Below are 17365 nucleotides of genomic sequence, written 5' to 3' on the forward strand. Positions count from 1 at the left end.
CATCGGCCGGCGCCCCCTGGCGTCCGGGCAGGGTGAGGAGAGACGGTGATGCAGACCTTCCAGCAGGATTGCGTGGACCTCGCGGTGCGGAAGTACCGGCGCGGGGAGATCGGGCGGCGCGGACTGCTCGCGGCGCTCTCGGCGCTCGGCGCGGTACCCATGCTGGGGGGCGATGCGGCGGCGCAGGCGGCCCGGCAACTCGTGATGGTGAACTGGGGCGGCATCGCCAACCAGGGCTTCGGCCGCTTCTACGGCGAGCCCTTCATGGCCGCGAACCAGGGCGTGACGGTGGTGCAGGACAGCACCGGCCCCTCGGCTGGCCGCATCCGATCGATGGTGGAAAGCGGTCGCGTCACCTGGGACCTGTGCGATTCCTCGGCGTCCTCCTCTAACCTGCTCGGGCGGCAGAACCTGCTGACGCGCGTCGACTATTCCATCGTGAAGCGGGAGGACACGCTGCCGGTGGGCTTCGCCCTGGAATACGGCGCGGCGCCCTATTCCTTCAGCAGCGTGCTCGCCTATGACAGCTCGAAGTTCCCGCAGGGCGGGCCGACCTCCTGGGCGGATTTCTGGGACCTGCGGCGCTTCCCCGGTACGCGGCTGATGCGGCGCGACGCGCTCGCGACGCTGGACGCGGCGCAGATGGCGCTCGGCAAGGATCCGGCGAACCTCTACCCGCTCGACATCCGCGCCTGCCTGCGCAAGGTGGCCGAGCTGCGTCGCAACGCCGTCTACTGGAACAGCGGCAGCGAGAGCGAGCAGTTCCTCCGCACCGGCGAGGCGGTGATGGGCCAGATCTGGCACACGCGCGCGACGGTGCTGGAGCGTGAATCGAACGGCCGGATCAAGTTCATCTGGCCGCAGGGCCTGCTGCAGGCAGGCATCTTCGTCATGCCGCGCGGCAATCCGGGTGGCGAACTGGCGCAACGCCTGCTCGCCTCCATGCTCGCGAACCCGGAACCGCAGGTCGGGCTGCTGACGCTGCTCGGCAACGGTCCAACCAATCCGCGCGCGGCCGCGATGGTCCCGCAGGAGCTTCGCCGGAACAACCCGACCGATCCGGAGAATGCGCGGGTGCAGGTGGTGCTGGACGGCAACTGGTGGGGCCAGAACTACCAGCAGGCCAATGCGGACTTCATCGACACCATCACGGGCTGATCCGTCCCCGTGATCCTGCTGGTGAAGTCGGGGGGCGAGGGCGCCCTCCCCGAATGGAAGGCGCATTTCGCCGAATTCGCGCCCGGGCTCGAGTTGCGTTGGTGGGACGACCCGGCGCTCGACCCCGAAGCGGTGGATTTCGCGCTGGTGTGGGACCCGGAACCCGGGCGGCTCGCGCGGTTTCCACGCCTGCGCGCGATCTTCGGCTCGGGCGCGGGGGTGGACCTCATCACGGCCGATCCCGGCCTGCCGCGCCACGTGCCGCTGGTGCGCTGCGTGCCGCCGGAAGCGACGCAGCGCATGGGCGAATTCGTCTGCTGGGCGGTGCTGTCGCTGAGCCGCGACGCTCGGCGCATGGCGATAGCGCAGGCACGCGCGACCTGGGACTACTTCGAGGCGCCCTTCGCCGCGGCCGAACGGACCGTCGGCATCATGGGCCTCGGCGCCATGGGGCAGCGTGCGGCGGAGATGCTGCGCGGCCTCGGGGTGCCGGTCATCGGCTGGTCGCGCACGCCCAAGGAATTGCCGGGCATCGAGACCTTCGCCGGGGCCGCGGGGCGCGACGCCTTCCTCGCGCGGAGCGAGGTCCTGGTCTGCCTGCTGCCGGCGACGCCGGAGACGCAGGGCATCCTCGCCGCGCCGCTGCTGGCGCGCCTGCCGCGCGGCGCGGGCCTGGTGCAGGTCGGGCGCGGCGCGCAGCAGGTGCTGCCGGACATCATCGCGGCGCTCGACGAGGGGCAGTTGTCGGGCGCCGTGATCGATGTGTTCGAGCCGGAGCCGTTGCCGCCTGAAAGCCTCGCCTGGACGCATCCCAGGATCATCGTCACGCCCCATGTCGGCAGCCTGCCGAACCGGCGGGAAAGGGCGCGCTACGTCGCCGACTGCATCGCGCGCGTGACGCGCGGCGAGGCCCTGCCCAACCTATACGATCCAGCGCGAGGCTATTGATGCCCCTGCCGCCCCCGCCGATCCGCCCCGACCCCGACCGCACTCCGACCGAGCGGGAGGTGCGGGAGGACCTCGCCGCCGCCTATCGCCTGGTTGCCCTGTTCGGCATGACCGACCTGGTCTTCACCCATCTCTCGGCACGCCTGCCGGGGGAAGGGCACCGTTTCCTTGTGAACCCCTACGGCATGCTGTTCGAGGAGATCACGGCGAGCAGCCTTGTGGTCGTCGACGCCGATGGCGAGCCGATGCAGGAGACGGCCTGGCCGGTGAACCCCGCCGGCTTCGTCATCCACTCCGCGGTCCATCGCGGGCGCGACGACGCGATGTGCGTCATGCACACCCATACGCTGGCCGGCATGGCGGTGGCGGCGCAGACTGGCGGGCTGCTGCCGCTGAACCAGATGAGCATCGAGTTCGACGGCCGCGTCGCGATCCACGACTACGAGGGCATCGCGGCGGACGACAACCTGTCCGAGCGCGAGCGCCTCGTGCGCGACCTGGGCGACAAGCCCTGCATGATCCTGCGCCATCACGGGACGCTCACGGTGGGCCGCACGGTCGCCGAGGCCTTCTACTGGATGTACTACCTGGAACAGGCCTGCCGCATCCAACTCGCGGCGCAGTCTTCCGGCGTGCCTTTGTCGATGCCGCCCGCACCCGTCGTTCGCCGCGCGCGCGACCAGTTCGGGGAGGGGCCGACCAAGGGTTGGCTGCCCTGGCAAGCGCTGCGGCGAAAGCTCGATCGCGAGCAGCCGGACTACCGGGCATGAGCGATCCCGGCGGCCATGCGCTCGCGCTCAGCGGCCTGACCAAGCGCTACGGCGACTTCACCGCGGTGGACAAGGTCAGCCTCGATGTCGCGAGTGGGGAGTTCCTGACGCTGCTCGGCCCGTCGGGCTCCGGCAAGACGACGATCCTGATGGCGGTGGCCGGCTTCGTCGCGCCCAGCGAGGGGGCGATCCTGCTCGACGGGCGCGACATCACGCCCCTGCCGCCGGAAAGGCGCGACTTCGGGATGGTGTTCCAGGGCTACGCCCTGTTTCCCCACATGACGGTGGCCGAGAACGTCGCTTTCCCCTTACGCGTGCGCGGCCTTTCGCGCGCCGACCGCGATGCGAAGGTGCGCGCGGCGCTCGACCTCGTGCAACTCGGCTACTTCGCCGACCGGCTGCCCAAGCAGTTGTCCGGCGGGCAGCAGCAGCGCGTCGCCCTGGCCAGGGCGCTCGTCTTCGACCCCAACCTGCTGCTGCTGGACGAACCGCTCTCCGCCCTGGACAAGAAGCTGCGGGCCGAGCTGCAGGAGGAGTTGAAGGCGCTGCACCGCCGCGTCGGGCGCACCTTCATCAACGTGACGCATGACCAGGAGGAGGCGCTGTCGCTGTCCGACCGCATCGCCATCCTCAACCACGGCAAGCTCGTGCAGGCCGGCGCGCCGACTGACCTCTACGAGCGGCCACGCACGCGCTTCGTGGCGGATTTCCTCGGCAAGTCGAACTTTCTCGAGGGCGATGTGCGCGCGGTCGTGCCGGGCGGCTTCGCGCTCGAGGCGGGTGGAACGCATGTGGTCGTGGCCATGCCGCCGGGCATCGACGCGCCGCGCGCCGGCGGGCGCTGCGTCGTCTCACTGCGGCCAGAGAAGGTTTCGCTGCTGCTCGATGGCGAGACCGCCGACAACACGGTGATCGGGCGCATCGCCGGCTTCGCCTATCTCGGTGCCGGCTTCGCCCTGCGCGTCGACGTGCCGGGCCTGGGCGAACTGCGCGCGACGCTGCCGGCGTGGAAGGCGCCGATCGCGCCGGCGGAAGGGCTGACGATCCGCCTCGGCTGGGCAGCGGAAGCCGCGGTGGCGGTCGAGGAGGACGCCGCGTGACCGCCGCCGGCCGCGCGAGCGCGGGCTGGTGGTGGCTGATCCTGCCCGCCTTCCTGCTGCTGGTCGTCTTCTACATCGCGCCCATCGTCCAGGTGCTGGCGATCAGCGTGACGGAGCCCGAACCAGGCCTCGGCAACTACGAAAGGCTGTTCACCTCGGGCGCCGTGCAGCGCGTCATCCTGACCACGCTGCGCATCTGCGTCATCACCACGGCGCTGGCGCTGCTGCTCGGCTACGCGATCGCCTACGCCATCACGCTCGCCACGCCGCGGGCGCAGGGATGGTGGATCCTCGCCGTGCTCGTGCCGCTCTGGATCTCGGTGCTGGTGCGCGCCTTCGCCTGGGTGACGCTGCTGCGCCGGCAGGGGCTGGTGAACAACACGCTGATGGAAGCCGGGCTGATCGCGGAGCCGCTGCCGCTGGTCTGGAACGAATTCGGCATCGTCGTCGGCATGGTGCACTACATGGTGCCCTTCGCGGTGCTGCCGATGCTCGCCAGCATGAAGGAGATCGACCCGCGGCTGCTGGCGGCCGCCCGCGGCCTGGGCGCCTCCCGCGGCGCGGTGTTCCGCCGCGTCTTCCTGCCGCTGTCGCTACCGGGCGTCATCGCGGCCGGCGTGCTGGTCTTCATCTTCTCGCTCGGCTTCTACATCACCCCGGCGATCCTCGGCGGGGGCAAGACGCTGATGGTCGCGGAATGGATCGGGCTGCAGATCCTGGACCTGATCCGCTGGGGGCTGGGGACCATGATGGCGACCATGCTGGTGGTGGCGATCCTGGTGACGCTGGCGATCTTCTCCCGCATCGTCGATCTGCGACGCATCTTCGGGGCGGGAGCCTAGGGCGATGGACGGCACCTATCGCCCCGGACCCTTCGGGCGTGGCCTGGCCTGGGCCACCGCGCTCTACCTGGTGCTGCCGATCCTGATCGTGGTGCCGGTGGCGCTGACGGACCAGCGCTTCCTGTCGCTGCCGCAGGAAGGCATCTCCTTCCGCCACTTCCAGACCGTGCTCGGGTCCTCGGAATGGCTCGGTTCTATCTGGCAGTCCTTCACCATCGCCCTTGCCGCGACGGCCCTGTCGGTTGTGGCGGGCACGCTCTGCGCCATCGGCTGCTGGCGCATCTCCCGCCGCGCGACCGACCTGGTGCGCGTGCTGATGCTGCTGCCGCTGATCATCCCCTCGATCGTCTATGCCATCGGGCTCTACCGCTATTTCGGGCCGCTCGGTCTGCTCGACCGCTTCCTCGGCGTGGTGATCGCGCATGGCGTGACGGGCATTCCCTATGTGGTCATCACCGTCTCGACCGCGCTCGCCGCCTTCGACCCGCGGCTCGAACAGGCGGCGCGGGGGATGGGGGCTTCGCTGTCGCAGACGCTGCGCTGGGTCATCCTGCCGCGCATCGCCCCGGGCATCTTCTCCGGCGCCATCTTCGCCTTCATCCATTCCTGGGACGAGCTGGTGATGGTGCTGTTCATCGCGTCGCGCGACGTCTTCACCCTGCCGCGCCGGATCTGGGACGGCATCAACGAGAATCTCGACCCCGCCATGGCGGCGGTCGCGGTGCTGCTCATCCTGTTCACGCTGTTGCTGCTGCTGGCCGACCGGGCGCTCCGGCGGCGCACCGAGGGAGGCTGACGCCATGGCCCAGGCGATGAGCGAGTTCGACCACCGCTACAACATGCTGATCGAGCGCTTCCATTCCGAAGCGGAGCCCGCCTTCAACAGCGCCGCCGAGCAGGAATTCGGCTGGGGCCGCCGCTGGGGCTGCAATTCCGACATCGGCCGCCTGCGCGCGGTGCTGATGCACCGGCCCGGGGAGGAGATGAAGGTCCTCGAAGGCCTGCCGCTGATCCCCGAGCTCGGCGCCTATGGCGATCCCGCTACCGGCGCCTATTGGCGCGGCGAAGTCATCCCATCGCTGACGGAACAGCAGGCGCAGCACGATGCGCTCGCCGCCGCCCTGCGGGAGGAAGGGGTGGAGGTGGTGATGCTGAACCGCGCCGCCCCCGGCCGGCACAAATCCATCTACACGCGGGATTCCTGCGTCGCCCTCGATGGCGGGGCCGTGGTGACGCGCCTCGGCCCGCGCATCCGGCGCGGGGAGGAACGTCCCGTGACGGAAACGCTTGCCGCCATCGGCATGCCGATCCTGCGCACCATCGCAGGGACCGGGCTGATGGAAGGCGGGTCCTTCGCCTACATCCGCCCGGATGTCGCGGTGATCGGCGTCTCCTCCCGCGTCAACGAGGAAGGCGCGCGGCAGATGGAGGAAGTGCTGGCGCTGCAGGGCACGCGACTGATCCGCGTGCAGATCCCCGGCTTCCGGCTGCATATCGACGGCGCCTTCGTAATGCTTGACCACGATGTCGCGCTGGTGAACCCCGTGATCCTGCCCTTCGTCTTCATGGAGGAACTCAAGCGCCTCGGCATCCGCATGATCGCGCTGAACCACGAGGATCCGTCCTGGGCGGTCAACTGCCTCGCCGTCGCGCCCGGCCGCGTGCTGATGAGCGACCAGGTGGGGCCGCGCACGCAGCACGCGCTGGACAAGGCCGGCATTTCCGTGCGCCTCGTCGCCTACGACAAGGTCTATCTCGGCGGCGGCGGCATCCATTGCTCCACCGCGCCGCTGGTGCGGGACCCGATCTAGCCGGGCAGCACGCGCTCGAAGGCGATGCCGCGGCAATCCATCTCGTAGTCGAGGCCCTCGACCGGCGGGCGGCAATCCTGCCAGGTCAGCCCATGGCGTGCCGCGCCCCGCGCCACCAGATCGTCCGTCAGCGTCGGCGGCATCGGGTGCACGGTGTAGGCCTGCACGCCGGTCGTCGCCGCCCAGCCGAAGCCGAGCAGGCCCATGCGGCATTCCATCTCCCCCAGCACCCAGCGGCCCTTCGCCAGCATGCCCGCCGGCGAGGTGTCGTCGAGCGCGACGATGTGGTCGCGGTAGTTGCCCTTGCCCTCCGGCGCTTCCCCGCTGCCGGCGACCGCGAAGGACGGCGCCGCGCCGGCTTCGGGCACGGTGTAGACGAAGGCGTGGAAGCAGGGCTCGCCGGGCGGAGACAGGCGGGGGCAGACATTGCTGCGCGCGACGGGGTTGCGCCCCTCCCGGATCACGCCCCATTCGCCGAGCACCCCGGCATAGGCCGCGTTGAAGGTTGCGAAGCCGGCCTCGGTGAAGGGGGCGGGCGATCGCAACTCGCAGGCGGCGAAGGCGGTGCGGGGGCGGCCGATCCCGTCGAGGAACGCCGCGATCCGCCGCCAGCCTTCGGCGAGCGGAACCGGGTTCGCGAAGCGCGCGCGTTCCAGCCGGAAGCCCGGCAGTGCAGCGACGCCGCCCGAATACTGCATGACGGCGGGGATGAAGCGGTAGCCCGCCTCGGCGATGTCGATCGTGCCCATGCGCCATGTTCGCCCGATGCGCGGCCGGAGGGAAGCCGCCTGGACGAAGCGGCGCGGGCGGCCTTGAATGCGGTCATGACCTTTTCGCTTCTCGGCCGCTGCGCGCGCACCGGCCAGTTCGGCGCCGCCGTCACCACTTCCTCCATCGCGGTGGGCACGCGCGTGCCCTTCCTCGCGGCAGGCATCGGCGGCGTGCTGACGCAGCACCGGACGGATCCGCGCCTCGGTCCGCGCGGGCTCGACCTGCTGCGGTCTGGCTGTTCGGCCGAGGAAGCGATCGCGGCGCTCGTCGCCTCCACGCCGCATCATCGCTGGCGGCAATTGGCCGTGATGGACGCGGCGGGCCGCACCGCGCATTTCGACGGGGCGAACGTCAAGCCCGAACGCGGCGTCGCGCATGGCACCGACGTGGTCGCGCTCGGCAACATCCTCTCGAGCCCGCGCGTGCCGGAGGCGATGGCCGCCGCCTTCCTCGCTGCCCCCGACCAACCCCTGACGGAAAGGCTGCTCCGCGCGCTGGAAGCGGGGGAGGAGGCGGGCGGAGAGCATGGCGACGTGACCTCGGCCTGCCTGCTCGTCGTCCATCGCGAATGCTTCCCCTATGTCGATCTCCGCATCGACAAGGATCCGCGCCCGCTGCCGGCGCTGCGCCGGCTGTGGGAGGAATACGCCCCGCTTGCCGACGGCTTCGTGCGCCGCGCCGTCGACCCCGACGACGCGCCGATCATCTGAGGACGGGCGCATGGCACGCGCGCCGCTGTTCGATCCCGCCGATTTCCGCATCCCGCCCGGCATCGTGCATGTCTGCGCGGCCGGCGAGACGCCCTTCCTGAAGCGCCACGACGCCGCCTTCGCCGCCTATGCCGAGGACAAGTCGGCTGGTTCGCCCGGGCGCGCGCGGCAGGAGGCGGCGATGGAATCGGCCCGCAGCCGCGCCGCCGCCCTGTTCGGCGTGGCGCCGGAGACGATCGGCTTCGTCTCCTCGGTCGCCGAGGGCGTCTCCATGGTGGTGGAGAGCCTCGACTGGCGGCCCGGCGACAACGTGGTCGTGGACCCGGACGAGTATCCCTCGGTCGTCGCGCCCGTCGCGCAGCAGCGCCATCCGGAGGTCGCGCTGAAATTCGCGCGGATCGCCGATCCCGCTTCCGTCGCCGCGGCGGTTGACGAGCGCACGCGGATCGTGGCGGTCAGCGCGGTCTCCTTCCTCACCGCCGCGCGGTACGACCTGGCCGCGCTGCGCGCCGCGGCGAACCGCGTCGGCGCCCTGCTGGTGGTCGATTTCACGCAAGCGGCGGGATGGATGCCGATCGCCGCCGATGTCGCCGACTTCGCCTTTTCCGCCTGCTACAAATGGGTGCTCGGCTGCACGGGTGTGGGCATCGGGTACTGGAACCGTGCGCGGCAGCCGGGCTGGGCGCCGAGCACGGCGGGGTGGCATTCGATCGCCTCGATGGCGCGGCCGGACTGGTCGGCGCGCCCCGCGCTGCTGCCCGACGCCGGCGTCTTCACGCGCGGCAATCCGGCGCATCTCGGGCTCTATGTGCTGGATGGCGCGCTCGACTACCTGGCGCGCTTCGGCGCCGCGCGGATCGAGGCGCATGTGCAGGCGCTGACCACCGGCATGCTGGCCCGGCTGGCCGAGGCGTGCATCGCCTCGACCACGCCGCCCGATCCCGCGCGCCACGGTGCGAGCGTCTGCGTCGCAAGCCCGCAGGCGGCCGCGATCTGCGCCGGGATGGAACGGCGCGGCGTGCTGGCCTGGAACGGGCGGGGGCGCGTCCGCGTCTCCTTCCACGGATACAACGGTGCGGAGGACATGAACCGCGCCAGCGACGCGCTGATCGCAGAATGGCGCGCCGCGCATACGGAGGACACCTGACCATGCGCATGAAGGCCGCAATCCTGTTCGAGCAGGGCAAGCCGCGCCCCTACGCCACCACCCGCCCGCTGGTGGTCGAGGAGGTGGAGATCGACCCGCCCGGCCCCGGCGAGATCATGATCGAGGTCGCCGCCGCGGGCCTTTGCCATTCCGACCTCTCCACCATCGAGAACCAGCGGCCGCGCCCGCTGCCCATCGTCATCGGGCATGAGGGCGCGGGCATCGTGCGGGAGGTCGGGCAGGGGATCACGGACCTCAAGCCGGGCGACCATGTGATCACCGTCTTCGCCTCCTCATGCGGGAATTGCCGCTACTGCGTGCGTGGGCGGCCGAACATTTGCCCCTCCGGCAATTCGGCGCGCGCCGCGGGCACGCTGGTCACGGGCACGAAGAAGCTGCGGCGGCTGGACGGCACGCCGATCAACCACAATTCGGGCCTGTCGCTCTATGCCCAATACGCCGTCGTCGCGCGGCGCTCGGCGGTGAAGATCGGCAAGGACATCCCGCTCGACGACGCCGCGATCTTCGGCTGCGCGGTGATGACCGGCGCCGGCGCGGTGCTCAACACCGCCAACCTGCAGGCGGGCGACGCGGTGGGCGTCATCGGCCTGGGCGGCGTCGGCATGAATGCGCTGTTCGCCGCGGTCGCGGCGGGGGCGGAGCGGATCGTCGCCATCGACACCAACCCGATGAAGCTCGAACTCGCGAAGCAATGGGGCGCGACGGACACCTTCCTCGCCGGCAATGAGGATTGCGCCGCGCAGGTGCGGGAGGCGACGGATGGCGGGCTCGACACCGTCATCGAGACCGCGGGCAGCGTGCCGGCGATGCAGCTTGCCATCGCCATCACGGCGCGCGGCGGCAGCACGATCAGCGCCGGGCTGCCCAACATCAACGCGCAGGTCTCCTACCTTCACGCCAGCCTGGTCAGCGAGGAACGCTCGATCCTCGGCTCCTACATGGGCTCCTGCGTGCCGGAACGCGACCTGCCGCGGCTGCTCGGCCTCTATCGCCGGGGAAAGCTGCCGGTGGACAAGCTCAAGACCAGCAGCATCACCTTCGACCAGATCAACGAAGGCTTCGACCTTCTGTCGGACGGCGCGGTGCTGCGGCAGATGCTGCGGCCGAACGCCTGATCGCGCGGCAACGCCTGCCCATTCCTTGGGCGCGCGCGGCCCGCTTGCATCGCGCCGCGCGCGTGGCAGGTTGAGGGCATGGGGATCGTCGCCGCAGCACCGAGGCATCAGCGCGCGAAGGGCGGCTGCGCGCTGCGCTTCACCCATGCGCGCGGCGACACGCGCCTCGCGCATCTCGACCAGGCCTCCCCGATGCGCATCCTGTTCCCGACGCCGGAGCCGGGCGAGATGCCGCTCGCCGCGCTGGTGAACACGGCGGGCGGGCTTGCGGGCGGGGACGAGGTCGCGATCGAGGTGACGATCGATCCCGGCGCGCGGGCTACGCTGTCCACCCCGGCGGCCGAGAAGATCTACCGCAGCCTGGGTCCCGAGACGCGCATCGCCACGCGGCTCGTGGCGGAGGCGGGCGCGCTGCTCGAATGGATCCCGCAGGAGACGATCCTGTTCGAGGGCGCGCGGCTGGACCGGCGCATCGAGGTCTCGATCGCCGCGGATGCGACGCTGGTGATGGCGGAGATGCTCGTCTTCGGCCGCCGCGCGCGGGACGAACGCTTCGCGACCGGCAGCCTGAACGATTCCTGGCGCGTCGCCCGCGACGGCCGCCTGCTCTGGGCCGATGGGCTTGCCCTGGGGCCCGCGCCCGTCGCGCAGATCGACCGCCCCTTCGGGCTTGGCGGCGCCGAGGCGCTGGCCACGCTGCTTCTCGCCCTGCCGGGCGACAGCCTGGCGGCACGCGACGTGCTGCGCGAGGGGGGCATGCCGGCGACGATCCCCCGGCCCGGGCTGGTGCTGCTGCGCTGGCTCGGCGCGGCGACCGCGGTACGGGAGAGCCTCGGCGCCGCGATCCGGCAGGTGCGGCGGGACGTGCTCGGCCTGCCGGCGGTGCTGCCGCGGCTGTGGACGTGCTGAGCGGAGAACGGTCATGATGACACGAGAACGGCGAGGGAGCGGCCCCGTATGAACCTGACCCCGCGCGAGAAGGACAAGCTCCTGGTGGCGATGGCGGCGATCGTCGCGCGCCGCCGGCTGGAGCGCGGCCTGCGCCTGAACTTCCCCGAGGCGGTTGCGCTGATCACCGACTTCGTCGTGGAGGGCGCGCGCGACGGGCGCAGCGTCGCCGAGCTGATGCGCGACGGCGCGGGCGTGCTGACGCGCGTCCAGGTGATGGACGGCATCGCGGAGATGATCCACGAGATCCAGGTCGAGGCGACCTTCCCGGACGGCACCAAGCTGGTGACGGTGCACAACCCGATCCGTGACGCGGTCGCGAAGCCGGCCAAGGCGAAGGCCAAGGCGGCGGCGAAGCCCAAGCGGCAGGCCGCCGCGAAGCCGAAGCCGGTGGCAAGGACGAAGGCGAAGCCAAAGGCCAAGCCGAAGCCCGCCGCGAAGAAGCCCGCCACCAGCCGCAAGGGAGCACGCCGATGATCCCGGGCGAGATCATCCCCGCCGCCGGGGACATCGAGTTGAACGCCGGCCGCGCGGCCATCGAGCTTGAGGTCGCGAACACCGGCGACCGGCCGGTGCAGGTCGGCAGCCACTATCATTTCGCCGAGACGAACCCGAAGCTGCGCTTCGACCGCGCCGCGGCGCGCGGCTGCCGGCTCGACATCCCTGCCGGCACGGCGGTGCGCTTCGAACCGGGCCAGTCGCGCAAGGTGCGCCTCATTCCCTATGCCGGCGCCCGCGTGGTGCACGGCTTCCGCGGCGAGACGGAAGGAGCCCTCTGATGGCCACGCGCATCTCCCGCGCCGCCTATGCCGGCATGTACGGGCCCACGGTGGGCGACCGCGTTCGGCTCGCGGACACCGACATCATCATCGAGGTGGAGCGCGACCTCACCACCTATGGGGAGGAGGTGAAGTTCGGCGGCGGCAAGGTGATCCGCGACGGCATGGGCCAGTCCCAGGCCACGCGCGCCGAAGGGGCGATGGACACCGTCATCACCAATGCGCTGATCCTCGATGCGGTCGCCGGCATCCTCAAGGCCGATGTCGGGCTGAAGGACGGGCGGATCGCGGCGATCGGCAAGGCAGGGAACCCGGACACGCAGCCGGGCGTCACCATCGTGATCGGCCCGGGCACCGAGATCATCGCGGGGGAGGGCCGTATCCTGACGGCCGGCGGCATCGACCCGCATATCCACTTCATATGCCCGCAGCAGATCGAGGAGGCGCTCGCCTCCGGCGTCACGTCGATGTTCGGCGGCGGCACGGGGCCCGCGCATGGCACGCTCGCCACCACCTGCACGCCCGGGCCATGGCACATGGCGCGGATGCTGGAAGCGGCCGAGGCCTTCCCGATGAATCTCGGCTTCCTCGGCAAGGGCAATGCCGCGCTGCCCGCGGGGCTGGAGGAACAGATCCGCGCCGGCGCCTGCGGCCTGAAGCTGCATGAGGATTGGGGCACGACGCCGAAGGCGATCGACACCTGCCTGTCCGTCGCGGATGCGATGGACATCCAGGTCGCCATCCACACCGACACGCTGAACGAGAGCGGCTTCGTCGAGGAGACGATCAAGGCGATCCGCGGCCGCACCCTGCAGGCCTTCCACACGGAAGGCGCGGGCGGCGGCCATGCGCCCGACATCCTGCGGCTGGTGGGCGAGGGCAACGTGCTGCCGAGCAGCACCAACCCCACCATGCCCTACACGGTGAATACGGTGGACGAGCATCTCGACATGCTCATGGTCTGCCACCACCTCGACCCGCGCATTGCCGAGGACGTCGCCTTCGCCGAGAGCCGAATCCGCAAGGAGACGATCGCGGCGGAGGACATCCTGCACGACATCGGCGCGATCAGCATGATGTCGTCCGACAGCCAGGCGATGGGGCGCGTGGGCGAGGTCATCATCCGCACCTGGCAGACCGCGCACAAGATGAAGGCGCAGCGCGGACGCCTGCCGGAGGAACGCGGCGACAACGACAACCAGCGCGCGCTCCGTTACATCGCGAAGTACACGATCAACCCCGCGATCAGCCAGGGCGTCGCCGACCATGTCGGCAGCATCGAGGTCGGCAAGATGGCCGACCTGGTGCTCTGGAGCCCGGCCTTCTTCGGCGTGAAGCCGGAGATGGTGCTTAAGGGCGGGGCGATCGCCATGTCGCTGATGGGCGACCCGAACGCCTCCATCCCGACGCCGCAGCCGGTGCATTACCGCCCGATGTTCGGTGCCTTCGCCGGCGCGCGCCGCGCGACCTCCGTGACCTTCGTCTCCCAGGCGGCGATCGAGGCCGACATCGCCGGGCGGATCGGGCTGTCGCGGCCGCTCGCGGCGGTGCGCAACTGCCGCGGCGGCATCGGAAAGCGCAGCATGCTGCGCAACGGCACGCTGCCGCGCATCGAGGTCGATGCCGAGACCTACGAGGTGCGCGCCGATGGCGTGCTGCTCGTCTGCGAACCCGCCAAGGTGCTGCCCATGGCGCAGCGCTACTTCCTGTTCTGAGGACACGCATGGACCAGGAGAGCATCCCCCGCGCCACCGAGGTGCATCGCGCCGGCACCTGGCCGGAGGCGGAGGCGCGCGACGCCGTGCTCGTCGATTTCGACGACCGCTACCGGCGCCGGAAACTCTACACGGGGCAGGGGGGGCTCGCCTTCCTGCTCGACCTGCCGGAGGCGACGGTGCTGCGCGAAGGGGATGGGCTGGCCCTTGCCTCGGGCGGCTTCGTGCGCGTGAAGGCCGCGCCCGAGCCGCTGGTGGAAATTCGCGCATCGAGCCACGAGCATTTCGCGCGCCTCGCCTGGCATCTCGGCAACCGGCACTTGCCGACGCAGATCAAGGGCGAGCGCATCCTGATCCGCGACGACCACGTGATCGTGCACATGCTCGAAGGCCTCGGCGCGACGCTGCGCCGCGTGGAGGCGCCCTTCGACCCGGAGGGGGGTGCCTATGGCGAGCACAACCACGCGCCCGGCCTCCAGCGCCACCACCATCACCACCATGATCACGACCACGACCACGAGCACTGCGATCACGACCACCACCACCATTGAGGCGCTGTACCGCCTGCTCGCCTGGCTGTCCCCGGCCTATCCGGTCGGCGCCTATACCTACAGCCATGGGCTGGAGACGGCGGTGGAGGACGGCGCGGTGCGGGGGCGGGATGATCTGGTCGCCTATGTCTCGGCCGCGCTGACGGAGGGCGCAGGGCGCGTCGACGGCGCGCTGCTCGCGGCGGCGCACCGGGCGATGACGAAGGGCGATGCGCGGGCGCTCGATGCTACGACGGAACTCGGCGCGGCGTGGCGCGGGACGGCAGAGACGGCGTTGGAGGCGGAGGCGCAGGGCACCGCCTTCCTGTCCGTGACGCTCTCCGCCTGGCCGGAGCCCCGGCTCGCCGCCTTCGCCGCGCGGCATCCCCGGCGCATCCCGCACGCCGTCGCCTTCGGGGCGGCGGCGGCGGCGCACGGCATTCCGCTGCGCGAAGCGGCCTTCGGGTTCCTTTCCGCCTTCGCCGCCAATCTCGTCTCGGCCGGGGTGCGCCTGGTGCCGCTCGGCCAGACGGATGGGCAGGTCGCGACCGCTTCGATGTTGCCCGTCGCGTCGGCCGCGGCCGACGCTGCGCTGGCGGCGGACCTCGACCGGCTCGGCACGGCCGCGGTTGCGCTCGACATCTTCTCCATCCGCCACGAAACCCAGTACACGAGGCTCTTCCGCTCATGACAAAGCCCGCCAACGGCCCCTTCCGCGTCGGCATCGGCGGCCCGGTCGGCTCCGGCAAGACCGCGCTGACGGAACGGCTGTGCCGGCACTTGCGCGACCGGCACGACATCGCCGTCATCACCAACGACATCTACACGAAGGAGGATGCGGAGTTCCTGACGCGCGCCGGCGCGCTCGACCCCGCCCGCATCGCCGGCGTCGAGACCGGCGGCTGCCCGCACACCGCGATCCGGGAGGATGCCTCGATCAACCTCGCCGCCGTGCATGACATGGTGGAGAAGTTCCCCGCGCTCGAGGTGCTGTTCATCGAGAGCGGCGGCGACAATCTCGCCGCGACCTTCAGCCCCGAGCTCGCCGACCTGACCATCTACGTCATCGACGTGAGTGCGGGGGACAAGATCCCCCGCAAGGGCGGGCCCGGCATCACGCGATCCGACCTGCTGGTGATCAACAAGATCGACCTCGCGCCGCTGGTCGGCGCGGACCTGTCGGTGATGGACCGCGACGCGCGGCGGATGCGCGGCCAGCGGCCGTTCGTCTTCACGAACCTCAAGGAGAACAAGGGCGTGGCCGAGATCGCGGACTTCGTCCTGCGCCACGGAGGGATCGCGGCATGAGCGCGCCGCGCCACGCCATCGTCCTCGGCATGGGGCTGATGGGTTGCGACATCGCCGCGATCTTCCTGGCCGGCGGCTGGCGCGTGACCGCCGTCGAGACGAACGAGGCGCGCTGGCCCGAGGCGATGGCGCGCGTGCGCCTGTCGATCACGCAGCTGCAGGCGGACGCGGCGCTGGCCGCCGGGCTGACGCTGGTCGCCGATATGGCGGCGCCGGACTACGCCTCGGCCGAGATCGTCGTCGAGGCGGTGCCCGAACGCCTCGCGCTGAAGCAGGAGGTGTTCCGCCGGCTCGACACGCTCGTGCCGGCGCAGATCCCCGTCGTCTCCAACGCCTCGGGCTATCGCATCACGGATATCGCGGGCGAGATCGCGACGCGCACGCGCTGCGCCAACCTGCACTTCTTCCTGCCGGCGCATCTCGTGCCGGGGGTGGAGGTCGTGCAGGGTGAGCACACCGACCCCGCCGTCTGCGACGCGGTCGCGGCGATCATGGACGGGCTCGGGCGCAAGGTGATCCGCGTCGCGCGGGACGTGCCGGGCTTCCTCGCCAACCGCATCCAGCATGCGCTGATGCGGGAGGCCTTCGCGGTGATCGACCAGGGCCTGGCGACGGCGGAGGATGTCGACAACGCCGTGCGCTACTGCTTCGGCTTCCGCTACCTCGCCGCCGGGCCGATCCTGCAGAAGGAGTTGGCTGGGCTCGAGACGCAGTTGGAAGCAGGGCGCACCATCTACCCTTCGCTCTGCAACAGCCCCGATCCGAGCCCGACGCTGGCGCGCCTGGTCGCCGAGAACCGCCTCGGCCCGAAGACGGGCAGGGGCTTCCGCGACTGGCCGCCCGAGGTCACGGCGAAGGAGCGCGCGCGCTACGAGAAGGCGCTGCTCGCGACGGTCCGCATGATGCGGGAGATCGAGTGACCCTGCGCGCTTGACGCCCCGGCGCCCGGGCGCCCACCCTCCGCGAAACCCGCAGGGAGAGGCGCGCATGGCGGATCCGGTCCCGTTCCTTCCGGTGGCGGCGGGCAGCCAGCCACCGCTCGACCAGCCCTCCTACATCAGCACGCGTCGCCGGCATCCGGATGCCGCGCCGCTGCGCATTCCGGCGACGCTGACGGAAGCCAGCGCGCCGCGCTTCGAGCCACGCTGGTACGCGCCGCAGGCCGACCTTTCCATCACCGAGGGCAAGGCGGCGCTCGGCGAGCGCATCATCGTCACGGGGCGCGTGACGGACGAGAACGGGCGAGCCGTGTCGAATGCGATGGTCGAGGTCTGGCAGGCCAATGCCGCCGGTCGCTATGCCCATGCGCGCGACGCGCATGACGCGCCGCTGGATCCGAACTTCTCGGGGCGCGGGCGCATCTTCACCGATGCGGATGGCCGCTATGCCTTCGTCTCCATCCGGCCCGGCGCCTATCCCTGGCGCAACCCGGGGCCGGGCTGGCGGCCGATGCACATCCATTTCGGCCTGCATGGCGCGGGCGCCGCGCAGCGACTGATCACCCAGATGTACTTTCCCGGCGATCCGCTGCTCGCCTTCGACGCGATCTTCCAGGGCAGCGGGGATGAGGATGCGCGGCAGCGCCTTGTCGCCGCGCTCGATCCCGCGGTCGGGCGTGACGACTGGGCGCTCGGCTACCGCTTCGACATCGTGCTGCGCGGCCGCGCGGCGACACCCTTCGAGACCGCCTGA

At 70.9% G+C, this 17365-nt stretch carries 19 protein-coding genes and 1 pseudogene; 19 read left to right on the top strand and 1 reads right to left on the bottom strand.

The window, feature by feature from the left end; translation table 11 throughout:
• Window positions 1–48: 48 nt before the first annotated feature.
• The 7 genes from J5Y09_RS02700 to J5Y09_RS02730 are packed head-to-tail and all read left to right on the top strand — an operon-like array spanning window position 49 to window position 6629.
• Window positions 49–1158 carry an ABC transporter substrate-binding protein gene (locus J5Y09_RS02700; RefSeq protein ID WP_209350214.1) on the top strand — a complete coding sequence of 370 codons (1110 nt, stop codon included), beginning with the start codon at window positions 49–51 and terminating at the stop codon, window positions 1156–1158.
• A 9-nt stretch (window positions 1159–1167) separates the two neighbouring features.
• Window positions 1168–2106 carry a 2-hydroxyacid dehydrogenase gene (locus J5Y09_RS02705; RefSeq protein WP_342451391.1) on the top strand — a complete coding sequence of 313 codons (939 nt, stop codon included), beginning with the start codon at window positions 1168–1170 and terminating at the stop codon, window positions 2104–2106.
• Complete coding sequence (locus J5Y09_RS02710; protein WP_209350215.1) at window positions 2106–2876, top strand: class II aldolase/adducin family protein; 771 nt, start codon at window positions 2106–2108, stop codon at window positions 2874–2876. The genes J5Y09_RS02705 and J5Y09_RS02710 overlap by 1 nt, the downstream gene beginning before the upstream one ends.
• Window positions 2873–3976 carry an ABC transporter ATP-binding protein gene (locus J5Y09_RS02715; RefSeq protein ID WP_209350216.1) on the top strand — a complete coding sequence of 368 codons (1104 nt, stop codon included), beginning with the start codon at window positions 2873–2875 and terminating at the stop codon, window positions 3974–3976. The genes J5Y09_RS02710 and J5Y09_RS02715 overlap by 4 nt, the downstream gene beginning before the upstream one ends.
• Complete coding sequence (locus J5Y09_RS02720; protein WP_209350217.1) at window positions 3973–4818, top strand: ABC transporter permease; 846 nt, start codon at window positions 3973–3975, stop codon at window positions 4816–4818. Before J5Y09_RS02715 ends, J5Y09_RS02720 begins: the two co-directional genes overlap by 4 nt.
• A gap of 4 nt (window positions 4819–4822) precedes the next feature.
• On the top strand, window positions 4823–5614 hold the full coding sequence (locus J5Y09_RS02725) for an ABC transporter permease (RefSeq protein WP_209350218.1): 792 nt from the start codon (window positions 4823–4825) through the stop codon (window positions 5612–5614).
• A 4-nt stretch (window positions 5615–5618) separates the two neighbouring features.
• A complete protein-coding gene (locus J5Y09_RS02730; protein WP_209350219.1) occupies window positions 5619–6629 on the top strand; it encodes a dimethylarginine dimethylaminohydrolase family protein in 1011 nt (336 codons plus the stop codon).
• On the opposite strand, the gene cnbZ is transcribed toward J5Y09_RS02730, so the two are convergent.
• Window positions 6626–7378, bottom strand: a complete 753-nt coding sequence (gene cnbZ / locus J5Y09_RS02735) for a 2-amino-5-chloromuconate deaminase CnbZ (RefSeq protein WP_209350220.1) — start codon at window positions 7376–7378, stop codon at window positions 6626–6628. The two genes, J5Y09_RS02730 and cnbZ, sit on opposite strands and share 4 nt — an antisense overlap.
• Window positions 7379–7453: 75 nt before the next feature.
• On the opposite strand from cnbZ, the gene J5Y09_RS02740 reads away from it, so the two are divergent.
• From J5Y09_RS02740 to J5Y09_RS02795, 12 genes and pseudogenes are all read left to right on the top strand, one after another.
• Window positions 7454–8110 carry a DUF1028 domain-containing protein gene (locus tag J5Y09_RS02740; RefSeq protein WP_209350221.1) on the top strand — a complete coding sequence of 219 codons (657 nt, stop codon included), beginning with the start codon at window positions 7454–7456 and terminating at the stop codon, window positions 8108–8110.
• A 10-nt stretch (window positions 8111–8120) separates the two neighbouring features.
• Window positions 8121–9257, top strand: a complete 1137-nt coding sequence (locus J5Y09_RS02745) for an aminotransferase class V-fold PLP-dependent enzyme (RefSeq protein WP_209350222.1) — start codon at window positions 8121–8123, stop codon at window positions 9255–9257.
• A 2-nt stretch (window positions 9258–9259) separates the two neighbouring features.
• Window positions 9260–10393 carry an alcohol dehydrogenase catalytic domain-containing protein gene (locus J5Y09_RS02750; protein ID WP_209350223.1) on the top strand — a complete coding sequence of 378 codons (1134 nt, stop codon included), beginning with the start codon at window positions 9260–9262 and terminating at the stop codon, window positions 10391–10393.
• A 78-nt stretch (window positions 10394–10471) separates the two neighbouring features.
• Window positions 10472–11302, top strand: a complete 831-nt coding sequence (locus J5Y09_RS02755) for an urease accessory protein UreD (RefSeq protein WP_209350224.1) — start codon at window positions 10472–10474, stop codon at window positions 11300–11302.
• A 48-nt stretch (window positions 11303–11350) separates the two neighbouring features.
• Window positions 11351–11650: pseudogene (locus J5Y09_RS24190) on the top strand (urease subunit gamma); the annotation flags it as partial.
• A 164-nt stretch (window positions 11651–11814) separates the two neighbouring features.
• Window positions 11815–12120: an urease subunit beta gene (locus J5Y09_RS02765; RefSeq protein ID WP_209350226.1), complete on the top strand. Its 306-nt coding sequence runs from the start codon at window positions 11815–11817 to the stop codon at window positions 12118–12120.
• A complete protein-coding gene (ureC, locus tag J5Y09_RS02770; protein ID WP_209350227.1) occupies window positions 12120–13835 on the top strand; it encodes an urease subunit alpha in 1716 nt (571 codons plus the stop codon). The genes J5Y09_RS02765 and ureC overlap by 1 nt, the downstream gene beginning before the upstream one ends.
• 8 nt (window positions 13836–13843) lie before the next feature.
• Complete coding sequence (locus J5Y09_RS02775) at window positions 13844–14386, top strand: urease accessory protein UreE (RefSeq protein ID WP_209350228.1); 543 nt, start codon at window positions 13844–13846, stop codon at window positions 14384–14386.
• Entirely contained in the window at window positions 14334–15056 is a 723-nt protein-coding gene (locus J5Y09_RS02780) for an urease accessory protein UreF (protein WP_209350229.1), read from the top strand. Before J5Y09_RS02775 ends, J5Y09_RS02780 begins: the two co-directional genes overlap by 53 nt.
• Complete coding sequence (ureG, locus tag J5Y09_RS02785; protein WP_209350230.1) at window positions 15053–15673, top strand: urease accessory protein UreG; 621 nt, start codon at window positions 15053–15055, stop codon at window positions 15671–15673. Before J5Y09_RS02780 ends, ureG begins: the two co-directional genes overlap by 4 nt.
• Window positions 15670–16593: a 3-hydroxyacyl-CoA dehydrogenase NAD-binding domain-containing protein gene (locus tag J5Y09_RS02790; protein ID WP_209350231.1), complete on the top strand. Its 924-nt coding sequence runs from the start codon at window positions 15670–15672 to the stop codon at window positions 16591–16593. Before ureG ends, J5Y09_RS02790 begins: the two co-directional genes overlap by 4 nt.
• 67 nt (window positions 16594–16660) lie before the next feature.
• Window positions 16661–17365 carry a dioxygenase family protein gene (locus J5Y09_RS02795; RefSeq protein ID WP_209350232.1) on the top strand — a complete coding sequence of 235 codons (705 nt, stop codon included), beginning with the start codon at window positions 16661–16663 and terminating at the stop codon, window positions 17363–17365.

It is taken from the genome of Roseomonas nitratireducens, assembly GCF_017813355.1.
GTDB classification, from domain to species: Bacteria; Pseudomonadota; Alphaproteobacteria; order Acetobacterales; family Acetobacteraceae; genus Neoroseomonas; species Neoroseomonas nitratireducens.

Excerpts from the sequence above, each read along its gene's own strand:
- J5Y09_RS02700 (WP_209350214.1), top strand. The coding sequence starts at position 49 with ATGCAGACCTTCCAGCAGGATTGCGTGGACCTCGCGGTGCGGAAGTAC.
- J5Y09_RS02710 (WP_209350215.1), top strand. The coding sequence starts at position 2,106 with ATGCCCCTGCCGCCCCCGCCGATCCGCCCCGACCCCGACCGCACTCCG.
- J5Y09_RS02715 (WP_209350216.1), top strand. The coding sequence starts at position 2,873 with ATGAGCGATCCCGGCGGCCATGCGCTCGCGCTCAGCGGCCTGACCAAG.
- J5Y09_RS02725 (WP_209350218.1), top strand. The coding sequence starts at position 4,823 with ATGGACGGCACCTATCGCCCCGGACCCTTCGGGCGTGGCCTGGCCTGG.
- J5Y09_RS02730 (WP_209350219.1), top strand. The coding sequence starts at position 5,619 with ATGGCCCAGGCGATGAGCGAGTTCGACCACCGCTACAACATGCTGATC.
- cnbZ (WP_209350220.1), bottom strand. The coding sequence starts at position 7,378 with ATGGGCACGATCGACATCGCCGAGGCGGGCTACCGCTTCATCCCCGCC.
- J5Y09_RS02740 (WP_209350221.1), top strand. The coding sequence starts at position 7,454 with ATGACCTTTTCGCTTCTCGGCCGCTGCGCGCGCACCGGCCAGTTCGGC.
- J5Y09_RS02745 (WP_209350222.1), top strand. The coding sequence starts at position 8,121 with ATGGCACGCGCGCCGCTGTTCGATCCCGCCGATTTCCGCATCCCGCCC.
- J5Y09_RS02750 (WP_209350223.1), top strand. The coding sequence starts at position 9,260 with ATGCGCATGAAGGCCGCAATCCTGTTCGAGCAGGGCAAGCCGCGCCCC.
- J5Y09_RS02755 (WP_209350224.1), top strand. The coding sequence starts at position 10,472 with ATGGGGATCGTCGCCGCAGCACCGAGGCATCAGCGCGCGAAGGGCGGC.
- J5Y09_RS02765 (WP_209350226.1), top strand. The coding sequence starts at position 11,815 with ATGATCCCGGGCGAGATCATCCCCGCCGCCGGGGACATCGAGTTGAAC.
- ureC (WP_209350227.1), top strand. The coding sequence starts at position 12,120 with ATGGCCACGCGCATCTCCCGCGCCGCCTATGCCGGCATGTACGGGCCC.
- J5Y09_RS02775 (WP_209350228.1), top strand. The coding sequence starts at position 13,844 with ATGGACCAGGAGAGCATCCCCCGCGCCACCGAGGTGCATCGCGCCGGC.
- J5Y09_RS02780 (WP_209350229.1), top strand. The coding sequence starts at position 14,334 with ATGATCACGACCACGACCACGAGCACTGCGATCACGACCACCACCACC.
- ureG (WP_209350230.1), top strand. The coding sequence starts at position 15,053 with ATGACAAAGCCCGCCAACGGCCCCTTCCGCGTCGGCATCGGCGGCCCG.
- J5Y09_RS02790 (WP_209350231.1), top strand. The coding sequence starts at position 15,670 with ATGAGCGCGCCGCGCCACGCCATCGTCCTCGGCATGGGGCTGATGGGT.
- J5Y09_RS02795 (WP_209350232.1), top strand. The coding sequence starts at position 16,661 with ATGGCGGATCCGGTCCCGTTCCTTCCGGTGGCGGCGGGCAGCCAGCCA.